12 protein-coding genes are annotated in these 13,451 nt (G+C 44.9%); 7 read left to right on the top strand and 5 right to left on the bottom strand.

Going from position 1 to position 13,451, the window contains the following annotated elements; all coding sequences use genetic code 11:
• Entirely contained in the window at positions 1-435 is a 435-nt protein-coding gene (locus tag ACMVP2_RS21255; RefSeq protein WP_416865016.1) for a response regulator, read from the top strand.
• Here ACMVP2_RS21255 and ACMVP2_RS21250 read toward each other — a convergent pair.
• Complete coding sequence (locus tag ACMVP2_RS21250; protein WP_416865015.1) at positions 410-874, bottom strand: DinB family protein; 465 nt, start codon at positions 872-874, stop codon at positions 410-412. The genes ACMVP2_RS21255 and ACMVP2_RS21250 overlap by 26 nt on opposite strands.
• A gap of 309 nt (positions 875-1,183) precedes the next feature.
• Here ACMVP2_RS21250 and ACMVP2_RS21245 point away from each other — a divergent pair, with 309 nt between their 5' ends.
• The 3 genes from ACMVP2_RS21245 to ACMVP2_RS21235 are packed head-to-tail and all read left to right on the top strand — an operon-like array spanning position 1,184 to position 5,310.
• Positions 1,184-2,512: an efflux RND transporter periplasmic adaptor subunit gene (locus ACMVP2_RS21245; RefSeq protein ID WP_151998487.1), complete on the top strand. Its 1,329-nt coding sequence runs from the start codon at positions 1,184-1,186 to the stop codon at positions 2,510-2,512.
• 1 nt (position 2,513) lies between these two features.
• Positions 2,514-3,857 carry an ABC transporter permease gene (locus tag ACMVP2_RS21240; protein WP_151998486.1) on the top strand — a complete coding sequence of 448 codons (1,344 nt, stop codon included), beginning with the start codon at positions 2,514-2,516 and terminating at the stop codon, positions 3,855-3,857.
• Complete coding sequence (locus tag ACMVP2_RS21235; protein ID WP_416865014.1) at positions 3,850-5,310, top strand: TolC family protein; 1,461 nt, start codon at positions 3,850-3,852, stop codon at positions 5,308-5,310. The genes ACMVP2_RS21240 and ACMVP2_RS21235 overlap by 8 nt, the downstream gene beginning before the upstream one ends.
• Before the next feature lie 102 nt (positions 5,311-5,412).
• Here ACMVP2_RS21235 and ACMVP2_RS21230 read toward each other — a convergent pair whose 3' ends face one another.
• Complete coding sequence (locus ACMVP2_RS21230; protein ID WP_416865013.1) at positions 5,413-6,006, bottom strand: hypothetical protein; 594 nt, start codon at positions 6,004-6,006, stop codon at positions 5,413-5,415.
• 604 nt (positions 6,007-6,610) lie between these two features.
• Between ACMVP2_RS21230 and ACMVP2_RS21225 the strand changes: the two genes are divergently transcribed.
• The 3 genes from ACMVP2_RS21225 (at position 6,611) to ACMVP2_RS21215 (ending at position 10,090) form a co-directional block, all read left to right on the top strand.
• Entirely contained in the window at positions 6,611-8,434 is a 1,824-nt protein-coding gene (locus tag ACMVP2_RS21225; RefSeq protein WP_416865012.1) for a sodium/sugar symporter, read from the top strand.
• Positions 8,435-8,514: 80 nt separating this feature from the next.
• A complete protein-coding gene (locus ACMVP2_RS21220; protein ID WP_416865011.1) occupies positions 8,515-9,024 on the top strand; it encodes a PaaI family thioesterase in 510 nt (169 codons plus the stop codon).
• Between the two features lie 22 nt (positions 9,025-9,046).
• Entirely contained in the window at positions 9,047-10,090 is a 1,044-nt protein-coding gene (locus ACMVP2_RS21215; protein WP_416865010.1) for a hypothetical protein, read from the top strand.
• Here the strand turns inward: ACMVP2_RS21215 and ACMVP2_RS21210 are convergent.
• The 3 genes from ACMVP2_RS21210 to ACMVP2_RS21200 all read right to left on the bottom strand — a co-directional run bounded on the left by ACMVP2_RS21210 (position 10,081) and on the right by ACMVP2_RS21200 (position 13,444).
• Positions 10,081-11,418 carry a YihY/virulence factor BrkB family protein gene (locus tag ACMVP2_RS21210; protein WP_416865009.1) on the bottom strand — a complete coding sequence of 446 codons (1,338 nt, stop codon included), beginning with the start codon at positions 11,416-11,418 and terminating at the stop codon, positions 10,081-10,083. The two genes, ACMVP2_RS21215 and ACMVP2_RS21210, sit on opposite strands and share 10 nt — an antisense overlap.
• A gap of 201 nt (positions 11,419-11,619) precedes the next feature.
• The gene (locus ACMVP2_RS21205; RefSeq protein ID WP_416865008.1) at positions 11,620-12,774 is read right to left on the bottom strand and encodes a hypothetical protein; all 1,155 of its coding nucleotides are present in this window, start codon (positions 12,772-12,774) and stop codon (positions 11,620-11,622) included.
• Positions 12,761-13,444 (bottom strand): ABC transporter ATP-binding protein, encoded by a 684-nt coding sequence (locus tag ACMVP2_RS21200; RefSeq protein ID WP_416865007.1) that lies wholly within the window; start codon positions 13,442-13,444, stop codon positions 12,761-12,763. Before ACMVP2_RS21200 ends, ACMVP2_RS21205 begins: the two co-directional genes overlap by 14 nt.
• Positions 13,445-13,451 lie beyond the last annotated feature (7 nt).

The raw sequence follows: 13,451 nt of genomic DNA, 5'->3' as shown, positions 1-13,451 counted from the left end.
ATGTTAAAATCTGTCATGTGCGTAGATGACGACCCCGTCACCTTAATGATCTGTAAGGTAGTCCTCGAAACATCTAATTTCACTCAAAATGTTGTTACTGCTGAAAACGGAAAGCTGGCAATCGATCTACTGACATCCGATGCCGACGCTCCGGGTTTATCTTTAATTTTGCTGGATTTGAATATGCCTGTAATGGACGGGTGGGGGTTTCTGGATGAATTCACATCAAAACACGTTGAGAGTTTTCCGAATCTTAAGATCATAATTCTTTCTTCAAGCGTGAACCCCGAAGACTTTAAGAGGGCAAAAAATCACAAGTCTGTTATCGACTACATTCAGAAACCACTAACTGTGGAATTGATCGAAGAGATCAAACACTCCCCACACTTCTTCCCTTTTTTCGAAAAAACTAAAGTGATTTCTCAGCGTTCGTAGAGTTTTTGCTAAGCATCTTCCTTATCAGGCTTACCTGCCCAATGTGATATGCCTCGTGGCTTAGGTATTTTACTATCACATCACCCTTTTCTCTATCAAGGCGTCCCTGGCTATCCCACTCCAAAACCCAGGCAGAGATATCATTAAACTGCTCTTTCAAGATATCGAGGCAAGTCGCCCAGTCAATTGTTTTGGGCATTTTTCGGGGATCGCCGGTCTTGCCGTAGTACTGCTTGAGCTCCTGCGGAAAAGTCATTTCACCTGTCAGGTCTTCAAGCAACGTATCTCGCTGAGAAGCAATATGGCCCACGATCCAGTGGATATTGTTGATGTTGTCGTGAGTGAACGCCAGTGTTTCATCAATTGTGAGATCCGCCAGCAATGATTCTATTTTTTTCTGATTGAATTCGAGACTGGAGATAAGAATATGAGACGACATAAAAAGCTTTTTGCGTGCACTAAGATAGTAAGATGCGCCCAATAACTGCCAACGATCAGCTTGAAATAGCCAAAATAACCTAAAAACACGAGCGATTACTTGACTTCCGGCTAAATAAAGTGTCGTCAGGTAAATGCATCAACTAAATTGTTAGGTATATTTGTAACTAATAATTTTTTGTAAAGTATACCAACCGTACCGCAATTTGAGTTATAAAAGAAGTTAATTACCTCTTTTGATTTTTTTAGTATGATTTTTGCGCAAATTCATACTTCTGTTAATTGTGTATGCTAATCGAACTTAACCATCATGAAAAAAAGATACATTCTACCTGCTTCTATTTTAGTTATTCTCATTGCCCTCCTTCTTTTCAGTCAGCGCCAAACAGACGATGGAAGGAACATCCTGGTGGATGTTGGTAAGGGTAAATTCGTGGTTGACGTTACCACTACAGGTGAGCTGAGCGCACTTAATTCGGTAAGAGTGCTTGGGCCCAGCCATGCGCAAAACAACCGGATATACAACCTTAAAATTGAACGGATCGTCGACGAGGGGACAGTAGTTAAGAAAGGTGAATTTGTTGCCTCTATCGACAAATCGGAGGTACACACCAAGTTGTCTGATGCAGGCACGAATCTCGAAAAGGCGCAATCGCAATTTGATCAGGCCAAATTAGACTCCGCAATTACACTCCGTACTGAAAGAGAAAAAATAATCAACCTACAGTACGTACTGCAGGAAAAGGAGCTGATTCTTGAACAATCTCAATTTGAACCACCAGCTACTGTAAAGCAAAACGAAATTGCTGTCCAGAAAGCCAAGCGTGAGCTTGATCAAACTACGGAAAACTATCAACTAAAAATTGAACAGTCGGTAGCAAAAATGCAGGAAGTGGGGGCTACACTGAAAAAAGAGAAGTCTGATTATCGCTCGCTTCAGGAGTTACTGACAGAGTTCACTATTCTCGCTCCGCAAGATGGAATGGTCATCTATTATTCGGACTGGAGCGGAAACAAGCGTGTTGCTGGCTCTCAATTTGGCCCGTGGGATCCGGTAGTGGCTACACTCCCTGACCTCACTCAAATGATCTCGGTTACCTTTATCAATGAGGTGGACATCAGAAAGGTGAAGCCTGGTCAGAAGGTGAAAGTGGGCCTTGATGCCTACCCTGACAAAAGGCTTACCGGTGAGGTGATTAAGGTGGCCAATGTGGGGCAGCAGAACCCTAACTCTGACGCCAAGGTTTTTGAGGTTACAGTTAGAGTAAATGAAAGCGACCCATCGCTACGGCCTGCAATGACTACCAGCAACAATATAGTGGTACAGGAGCTTGATTCGGCTGTTTTTGTGCCGCTTGAAGCCATCCATTCCCGCAACGATTCGATTCAGTATGTTGTTCTCGCCGACGGCTCGAATCAAGAGATAGAAATGGGCATTACCAACTCAAATGAAGCTGTTGTGCTTCAGGGGCTTACCGGCAACGAAAAGGTATACCTATCCCTCCCTGAGGGAACTGGTGAGTCAAAGATCAACATGCTCAGCTCTCTGAATGGCAAAAGAAACAAAGAAAGGAACCAGGAGGTAGCTGAAGTAAGTCAAACAACGTCTGAAGTACGCTCACCCAGAAAGCCTGACTGATATGATAAACAAAAGGATGCTGGCCAACTTCCAGATTGCCCTGGAAGCAGTATTGGCCAATCAGTTAAGATCGCTTTTGACTGCTCTGGGAATCATATTTGGCGTGGCTGCAGTGATCGCTATGCTGGCTATAGGAAACGGTGCCCAAAAGGAGATTCTTGAGCAGATCAAAATGGTGGGCGTTAACAACATCATTATTGAGCCCATAGTGGAGCAGGAGGAGAAAAAATTAGATGAAACCTCCACTTCTGCCGGAGAGGAAAAAAAGAAATTTTCACCTGGTGTGAGAATGGCAGACGCAGAAGCTATTCTTGAAACCATCCCTGATATTGCTGCTATGAGCTCGGAGTGTATAATGGAGACCGTTATCATAAAGGACGGGTTTCGAAGATCTGCCAAGCTGGTAGGCGTAATGCCTGCTTATTTTGAACTCACCAGCTTCACTCTTCAGGAAGGGAATATGTTTTCTGAAGAGCAGATCAAAGGCGGGCTACCTGTTTGCATTATTGGCAAAAGTATTCGGGCGAGGTTCTTTAGTACACAGGATCCTGTTGGAAAAACAATCAAAGTCGGCAACCAGTGGCTGGAGGTAATAGGTGTGCTTGACGAAAGGATTATTTCCGAGAAAAGTATCAGTAAACTAGGTATACGGGACTATAACATGGATGTGTATGTACCTATCAAAACCTTCCTGATGCGGTATAGAAACCGGGAGCTGATCACCAGCACCATGTTAAAAGCTGCCGCCAGAAATAATAACAATGAAAACAACGGCGAGCAGCAACCAGCCAATTACCACCAGATCGATCGGTTGGTGGTGCAGGTAAAAGATGCGGCCCTTATGCAGCCTACGGCTGAAATAATCTCAAGAATGCTGGAGCGACGCCATTTTGGAGTGATCGATTATCAGATCACCATTCCTGAGCTCCTTCTTAAACAACAGCAGCGAACACAAAACATCTTCAATATCGTGCTTGGAGCCATTGCAGGAATTTCGCTGCTGGTTGGAGGCATTGGCATTATGAACATCATGCTGGCGTCCGTTATGGAGAGAATCAAAGAAATTGGCCTTCGCCTTTCCATTGGAGCACAGAAAACTGACATCGTTACTCAATTTTTGTTCGAGGCCATGATGATCAGCGTAAGTGGCGGAATAGTTGGGGTTGTCCTCGGCATTAGCCTTGCACTGGGCATATCCAGCTTTGGCGACTTCCCCACTATCATCACTTTTTCTTCAGTCATCGTTTCGTTCGGTGTAGCGGCCACGGTGGGCCTTGTGTTTGGAATAGCCCCGGCACAAAAAGCTGCCAGTCAAGACCCGATAACATCCCTCAGGTATGAATAATAGAAGCTATCTACTCTTTTTTGTTTTTCTGTTTTTTTCTCTCGCCGTTGATGCACAAAAGTTGCAACTGACGCTACGAGACATTATTCAACGGTCGCAGGATCAATCTCCCTCGGCAAAACAAGCGGAAACAGTCAAAGAAAACCGATACTGGCAATACAGGTACTTTAAAACTAACTACAACCCCCAGCTTGGACTTAGCGGAGATGTGCCCAGTTTTAGCAAAGATATTCTGGCAACCCGTCAAAATGACGGCAGTTTGATTTTTCAACCCAGAACACAGACCAATTCGAACATATCCTTTGGTTTGACACAGCCCCTGGGGTTAACTGGAGGTACTGTTTACCTTCTTTCCGATGTTTATCAGTTTCAGGACTACGAGCGAACTACCACCCAGTGGACAAGCAATATCCTAAGACTGTCGGTATTCCAACCCATTTTTGCATTCAACTCGCTAAAATGGCAGAAGCGAACTGAACCAATCCGTTTTGAAGAAAGCAAAAGAGAGTACGTGGAACAAATGGAGTTCATCTCCAGAACGGCTGTGGACAGGTTTTTTAGCGTACTCGATGCTCAGATCAACCTTCAGATTGCGCAGTTTAATCTTGCCAACAACGACACGATTTATCAGATTGAAAAAGGCCGCTTCAATATCGGCACTACATCAGAAGACAAACTGCTTCAGGTGGAGCTTCAGTTACTGCGTTCAAGGCAGGACGTGGCGCAGGCCAGCCTCGATTTTGAGAATGCAATATTGAGACTAAAAACCTTCATAGGACTCAACGACAACCAGCAAGTGGAACTGGCAATGCCAGAAGTAATTCCGCAGTTCGAAATCGCAGTGGAGCAGGCATTGACCTATGCAAAACAAAACAGAGCAGATTTTATTGCCTTTGAGCGGCGACGGCTGGAGGCAGAGCGTGATGTGGAACAGGCAAGAAAGCAACGGTTTCAGGTCAACCTATCAGCTTCCTACGGATTAAACAACCGTGGTGATTACCTCAGCGATGTTTACGCCAACCCTAACTCACTTCAGCGGGTCAATATCAATTTTGACATGCCTATTTTGGACTGGGGAAGAAATAAATCAAGGCTGCAAACCGCCCTGGCAAACCAACGGCTAACTGATTACGTCATTGCCCAGGACGAAGTGAATTTCGAGCAGGAAATCATCACGCAAACGAAGCAGTTTGATATGCTACTGAGCTCGCTGGAAATAACAAAGACAGCTGATCAGGTGGCACAAAAACGGTACGAGGTTGCCCAAAACAGGTACTTAATAGGCAAGATAGATATCACCAATCTGAATATTGCCCTCACGGAAAAAGACAATGCCAAGCGTGCCTACATTGGTGCACTAGAGAGCTACTGGCAAGCATATTACGACCTTAGAAGGCTTACTTTGTATGATTTTCAGGAGAACAGATTGCTATACACTCCTGACGTAAAATAAAAAACCGGAGGCCTTCGCCTCCGGTAATATCTTCAGTTAAAAAAATCTTTTTGCTTTTGAGTGGCTAAAGTAAGCTGGCTTTCACCAGCATCGAGAAAAATATTACAAGCTCCTTACAATTGTTTTGTCGCCCATCGTGACTTCCATCTTCACGTCGCTGGCAACTATATTGCTTAAGTCGAATGTTTTGCTGAAGCTACCCATTTCGTCAATGGCGCCGTTAAAGAAGATGACCCCATTCTTGTCAGTAATCTTAACTTTTACTGCCTGATGACCTGTCTTCTTCACCACCAACTGATATTTGCCGGTTGATACCTCCTCAACATCCACATCGTAAATTGCCCTTACTGCCGACCTGTTCTTCACATGCTGAATGGTTTCTTCAATCACCTTGCCGTCCCGCTCAACCGTCATACGGTAAGTTCCGTCGGGCAAATCCTGCAAGTTGTAGGGGCGTTCAAATGAAGTAGTGTAAGCAATCTTTTCCTTCATCAGGGTATTGCCTTTTTCGTTGGCAATTTTGATTGTTACCTGACCTGGGCTTTCGGCGTCGAAACGCAGATTATAAATACCCATCGCTGTGCTTTGAGTGATTTTTACTTGTGATGATTTAGTAGCTTCATTAGTATTTTTGGAAGCTAAAGCCATACTGGTAACCATTACCAGCATTGCTGCTGTTGACATAACTTTTTTCATAATATTCGAGTTTTAAACCTTGTGATGTTGTACGGGCAAGGTTTCGGCCAAGTTCTGAGAAAAGCCGAAAGAAATTTTGAAAATAAAACTTCCGGAAGAGCAGAGGAGGTAGTTGTATTAGCTTTTTTTTAATAAAACAGCTGATTTGTTGATGTATTTTCAAGAAAACCACCTTAGGGCCGCCAGCACTGACGGCAGACCGCCACGCTCAGGGTTACAAAAAAGAAGGAAAAAAAACCTCTCCACCACTTAAAAAAGAAATATCCCGTTCATGTCTATTGCAAACCTTTTTCAAATCCGTACACACTTGTGACCACAAACGGACACCGTTGGTGAACTTTCGGCTCTGTTTTGCCCAACCTGTGTCTAAAGGGAGCAAGAAACCTATATAATAATTGGTGTTCGTAGCGCTCAACACACCTGAAGTGAGTTGCAGTGTTTCGGGCTTAACATCAATAACTTGTATAATTCTAAGTTGTCTTCGATCCTGCTTCAGCCCATTCCCAACGCCTATTTAAACTAAAGTTGCTTTGTGATAAGCCCGCAAATGCGTATTATGCTGCCCAATTAGTGAAAATCCAGCCACTTAAACCACATTGCTGTTATGAGCTTTTCGTCAATTGACATTGTTGTATTTTGTATTTATGCTCTTATCATCATAGGCATTGCCTGGTGGGTCTCCAGAAAAAAGGAAGGCGTTGAGCAGGATTCAACCGACTACTTTCTGGCAGGGAAATCACTGCCCTGGTATGCAATAGGAGCTTCTTTGATCGCCTCCAACATTTCGGCAGAGCAAATCATTGGCATGTCCGGATCGGGATTCGCCATAGGAATGGCCATTGCAGCCTATGAATTAATGGCTGCAGTAACGCTGCTGCTGGTGGCCAAATATCTTTTGCCTATCTATTTAAATAAGAAGATTTTCACCATGCCTCAGTTTCTTTTGCTGAGATATGATGGCAGGGTAAGAACAAGTTTGGCTGTATTCTGGCTCCTTCTCTATGTTTTTGTCAACCTGACAACGGTGATGTTTCTGGGGGCGCTAGCTCTCAATACCGTTATTGGCATTCCATTCCTGTATGGCATCCTGGGTCTTGGCACATTTGCTCTCCTTTATTCTATTTACGGGGGATTAAAAGCCGTAGCCTACACCGACATTATCCAGGTGATATTCCTTGTCATCGGCGGGGTTCTCGTATCAGGAGTCGCACTTAATTTAGTGAGTGGCGGCGAAGGTGCTTTTAGTGGCTTCCTCACCCTCATCAGGGAAGTACCTGGTAAGTTTGACATGGTCTTTGACGTGGACTCCACTTATATGATCAATGGTGAATCCAAGTCGTCCTATATGGATTTGCCCGGAATTTCAGTGCTTATCGGAGGCATGTGGATTGCTAACCTGGCCTATTGGGGATGCAACCAGTATATTACACAAAGAGCCCTTGCAGCCAAGAACCTTACCGAAGCACGTAAAGGCGTGGCATTCGCAGCCTTCCTGAAAGTGATCATGCCCATCTTTGTGGTGATCCCGGGTGTTGCAGCATTTTACCTTGTCGACAAAACGGGAGACGCTAATATCATTAATGCGATGATGAGCGACGGGCTCATGAAGCCTGACAAGTCTTATCCGGCTATGTTGTCTCTCGTGCCAGCAGGGCTCAAGGGAGTAACATTTGCCGCTTTAATTGGTGCCATTATTTCATCGTTAGCTTCTATGATGAACTCAACGGCGACGATTTTCACGATGGACATTTACCATAAGTTCATCAATAAGAATTCTACTGAAACCAATCTGGTGAAAGTCGGCCGTATTACAAGCTTCGTGGCTTTGGCAATAGCGTGCCTTGTAACGCCCGCACTGGAAGGCTTCGATCAGATGTTTCAGTATATCCAGGAGTTTTCCGGCTTTGTGACCCCGGCTGTCACAGTTATCTTCCTCTTTGGTATGTTCTGGAGCAAGTCAACCTCCAACGCAGCTCTGTGGGTGGCCGTGCTTTCAATACCTATCAATGCCTTTTTCTATTTCTTCGTCCCCGAAGTGCCATTTATTGACCGCATGGGTTTTGTGTTCATTGTCCTTTGCTTTGCAATGATCATCATCTCGTGGATCGACAAAGAGGACTTCAAATGGAAGGATCAGAATTTCCTCATCATTGTTGGCTGCCTTTTCCTCTTCATCATCATGGAGGGAGGTAACCATGAAATGTTCGATGGGACCGTACTTAGCATGGATACCCATATAGGCAAAACGCTCATCCACCTGATGAGCCTGATGTTTGTGGCGGTAGCGCTGTTTCTGTCGCAGGGTATTGACTACGACAAAAAAGCAATTGATATATCCAAAAGGGTTTACAAGTCTTCGAAACAGTTTAATACCATGGCGCTCATCATCGTTGTGCTGGTGACCCTCATTTACATTATATGGTGGTAGCACCCACTCATTAAGATTTGAAGGCTCGGAAATATCCGGGCCTTTTTTGTTAATTTGGGTTGCATTCAAAGGCACGCAACATGGGCAGCAGCACAAGTACACTTACAGAGAAACAGGAAAAGTTCAGACGGAAGATGTTGAACCCATTTCTTTTCTGGGTCTACACATTTGGCAACGTGCCTGCAGGATGGATGGCCGGAATGAGACTAAAGGAACTGAACAAAGAAAGGGCTGTCACTACCATCCCTTTCAAATGGCTCAACAAAAACCCATTCAAATCTATATATTTTGCTGTTCAAAGTATGGCGGCAGAGCTTTCCACGGCGTCTATTGCCCTTTTGGCGATAACGGACAGAAATCCGAGTGTGGCCACCATCATTGTAGATTTGAAAGCAGAATTCCCAAAAAGAGCGACTGGAAAAACTACCTTCACCTGCGAGGATGGTCAGAGAATATTTGAAGCAGTTGAGTTAGCCATAAGCTCGGGGCAGCCTCAAACTGTGACTGCCAAAACCACCGGCACTTTGCACGACGGCACAATCGTTTCTGTGTTTCAATTCACCTGGTCTTTTAAACAACGTTCTAAGTAATTTTATGAGGTTAGCCAGCATAATGCGCCATTCTTTTCCGCTTGTTCTCTTTCCACTATTATTTTCCTGTGGTGGGCTCTCCACACAGGATGATGAGGCGATTGATCCAAGGCTTTCTCCTGAGAAAAAGGAGGTTCTGAAATATCAATGGGAAATAGCCTCGCTGGATATTCGGAAAATCACCACCTACCTTTACGACTGTGAGTCTACAGAGCCCAGAAGTCGCAGCACTGTGCTGGAAGAAAGAGAGTTTGATGAAGAAGGAAGGCTGCTGAAACAAGCTGCCTATGAATATTCAGGTGAGCTAAGAAGCAGAACCCACTACTTCTATGGGCCGGAAGGCGACAAAACCTATCAAAACCTGTATAACCTAAACAATATTGTCATTCAGACTAAGTACTACGACAAGTTAGGATATGATACACTCACAACAGACTTCCTTGAAAATGGACAGGTAAGAAGTGAAATGCGCAAGATTGTCACCCTGAACCCTGATGGGTTCCCGATTAAAGTGGAGGAAAGAGATAATCTCGACAGAACCCACGCAGTGGCCACCTACTCCTACAAAGACGAAACACTACTGGAAGAAACATTCACAAGGTTCAATGTGGTGTCAGGCGATGAAGTGGCTACCCAAGTGATCCAGTACAATGAGTTTGGCGATCGTATCTACATGTCAAGCTCCACTGCAAGCATTATTGAGGACGAGGTATCGATGGAGTACGAATACAATAAGCATAATAAGATTGCCCATGCTCGCCTGCTGAACAAAGATCGGCTTGTTATCAGGGAGAAGGTCAACTCCTTCTATGGCGACGGAACTCCCAGCCATATTTCAGATTTCCATATCGATGAAACCACGGGTGACACCACCCGAATCTATGAAGAGAATTTCAATGATAGCGGAAAATTGATTTCGTATTATATGAAGGCAGCAGCAGGGAACATCACCCAAAGTGGTGAATTCACCTATGACAAAAAAAAGCTTCTTGATGCGATCGAGTTCAATCAGGAGCAAAACCCCAACTACATCTGTACTTATCTGGAATACGAATACTACAAATGAAGCTCGCCAAGCGGCCTGTTCACCATTGACTTATCCATGTCGGCTTCCATTGTGTCAATCGTCTGTAACATAAGTGTAGCTTCATCATCATTGAGAATACATATATTGTTCAGACCCCTGTTTTCAAGGCGGTCAATCACCAGATAGGCGGTAATTAAATCAATGTCCATTGCGGGCTGGTAAGTGTTTTCCTCCCTTTCTCCCATGTTGATCTCAGAAAGAATTTTCACCTCTACGAGCTCCCTCACAATCACATTGGCAAACCTGAAGGGAACCAACAACCGGTCAGTGATTTCGCCCACAGTCAAGCCAGGCTCTCCTTTTTTGAACCTGAGTATAAGCAGCCTTACAATAAGCAGAGCGATGAACTCCTTGTGCCTGGTGCTGGGCTGGAGGGTCTCATTTGAGAATTCATACCGGGCTGCATTTTGGTGAGCGAACGAAAGTTCTGCACCAAAAAGAACTATCATCCAGCTCGATTGAGCCCAAATAAGAAATAAAGGCAAAGCCGCTAAGCTGCCGTAGATGTAGTTATACTTTGACACACCCACCTGAAACTCAATATAGCCCCATTGAAGGAGTTGAAAAGCAGTTCCGGCAACAATGCCAGCTATCATGGCAGACTTTATCTTCACTCCGGTGTTTGGCATAATCAGATAGAGAAGAATAAGCAAAAGCCAGATAAGGGTGTATGGCAAAAACTTAAGCAGAAATAAAATCAGCGGTGCAAAAAGGTTGAGCAGCTCAATTTGCTCAGTCAGCTTCCCCACCTCTGAGCTTGCTAGTACCGTGAGAGAGCTTGAGAAGAAAACTAAAATAGGAGATATGAGCAGAATAGCAGTGTATTCTGATATTTTTCGTTGCAAGGATCTTTGCTTTTTGATCTCCCATATATCATTGAAAGTTTCTTCAATACTATTAAGCAGTCTCAATACCGTATAAAGCAACACTACTAATCCCACTCCAGCGACAACTCCGCCTTTGGCGTTATCGAGCATATTTTCAGCAGCGTCAAATGCATACTTTGTCAGGTCTTCCTGACCGGCGAGCAACCTGGTGATGGTGCTTTGAATATCGAATCCAAAGCCTTTGCTAATACCAAAAGCGAGCGCAATTACTGGGACAATCGACAGCAAAGTGAAATAGGTCAACGCTGAGGATTTGACGCCAACCTCGTCTCTCACAAAACCTTTGCCTGCCAACACCAACACCCTTATTTGCCTGTAAAGAAAGCTTCTGCCCCAGGGTATTGAGTCCAGTTTAATTCTCCATATATCGACCTCAATAAACTGAGTGATCTTATCAATTCTCTCTTTCAACGACGCCATAAAAGGACTTTAGTGGTTAGGCTATTCTGCGCAAAGATAAAAATACTCAATAAAGGAAATAAAAAAAGGAGCCGAAGCTCCTTAGTACCTGAACCCAAATATAAATTCATACCTGGGCAAAAAGATTTGACTTTCTTTACGTCGATTCTTACTCTTTACACTATTAAAACACCCCTCAACTCCGAACCCCCTACAGCAAGGTTAAAAGCTCCATTTAACACGAGTGTAGGCTACCTTAGCCAGCAGTGTGTACCCCTCTCCTATGTCGCCAAGAAAAAATTGACCGAGCAGGTCGAGGTCAAGGTTGGGAACAACTGAGTAGGTGACAAAAGGGCTTGTGAAGCATCCCATGTCTGACGGGAAAACCATCACAGACAACCCACCACTCACCAGCGGATGGAACGGATAACTGGCCTGGCCGAACACCGACCACCGGTAAGGAGACAGGCTCCTCACATCCAGCTTGTTGAGTGAAAAGGCACCCAGGGCACTTTGATCAGGCTTGCTCATTCCCGATGAATTGAATAAGAACGAACCATTGACATAGAATGAATTCGCAAAAGAGTAGTCGATTGAGCTTGAAGTAATGAACTGCGCCTTGCGCCCGGCCGCCTCACTGAACCAGGTCATTTCACCTTTGAATCCGGCATTTTTTATGCTTCCAGCCCAGCCGCCTCCTATCACAGCATGCTCTTTCATTTTCCCGGCAAAGCCCTGAAAGTCGTAATTCCACTTATTGGTTCGCCAGATGCCCGCAGCTACAACTTTGCTCCACGAATCCGCAGCTTTGATAGTTCCCTCCACACTGGAGGCAACGCCCGTGTAGTACTGTACCCTCAACGCATCGCTACCAGGCCTCTCCTCATAGTCGAAATCGAAGAAGGAGTAGGCATTGAAAATGTCGTTGGGGTTCCACACCAGGTTTTGTCCCCAGTTGATGCGCTGTCGGCCGACAGTCACCTCCAGGTTGTTTTTGTTCCATTGCAGGTAAGCACGGTCGATCATCATATGCAGTACCGCCTTGTCATTATTAATTGGCAGCACCGACATATCTACATAGTCGTTGTTCACATCCACATAGGAGCCATAGTTGGGGATTAGCCCCAGGCTGTTGCCAATAAAAAAGCGATTTCGCACCTCCAAAGCACCTGTCAGGTGTTCATTCGGATACCACTTTAGGTTCAGCCTGTTGTGAATAAGGTTGTCAAACCTGGCATCGTTGGGCGTGGAGAAATTAGCCGTAAATAAATCTTTCACATAGCCCTTGAGAGTTAACTTGGGCGCTTCGTCCTGAGCCTGCGAGCTAAACCCACCTGCCAGCAGAATAACCAGCCCTGCGTACTTAGCGAACTTCATCCGAAACTATTTTTCCATCTTCAAGCGTGATCACCCGTCTGGCTTTGTCAATCACCCGCTGGTCGTGGGTAGAAAAAACAAAGGTGGCGCCCTCTTTCTCATTCATATTGGCCATCATGTCTAGCAAAGTAGCGGTAGAGTGTGAGTCAAGATTGGCAGTTGGCTCATCGGCCAGAATAAACTCGGGCTTCGACGCCAACGCCCTGGCCACGGCCACCCGTTGTTGCTGCCCACCTGAGAGCTCAGAGGGACGGCGGTTCATTTGATCTTTCAACCCAACCTTTGTGAGAAGCTCTAATGTTCTTTCCTTTCTATTCTTCTCGCTCTGTTTTTGCAGCAGCATAATGAATTCTACGTTTTCCTCGGCAGTAAGCACCGGAATGAGGTTGTAAGCCTGAAACACGAAACCGATGTGCTGCAATCTGAAGTCTATGAGCTCATTGTCACTGAATTTGGAAATATCCTCCCCTCCCAGCTCAATAGTTCCTTCCGTGGGCACATCAAGGCCCCCAATGATGTTAAGAAGTGTGGATTTACCTGATCCCGACGGACCTACAATAGCCGTAAACTCGCCCTTCTGTATTTCAAGATCCACATGATTCAAAGCGTGAACCGGCACCTTGTCGGGGTTATATGTTTTGCTGATGTTTTTAGCGTTGATAACTATCATTTCTAAA

The organism is Imperialibacter sp. (assembly GCF_048007035.1).
Lineage (GTDB): Bacteria > Bacteroidota > Bacteroidia > Cytophagales > Cyclobacteriaceae > Imperialibacter.
This window is presented reverse-complemented; position numbering and strand designations above follow the sequence as displayed.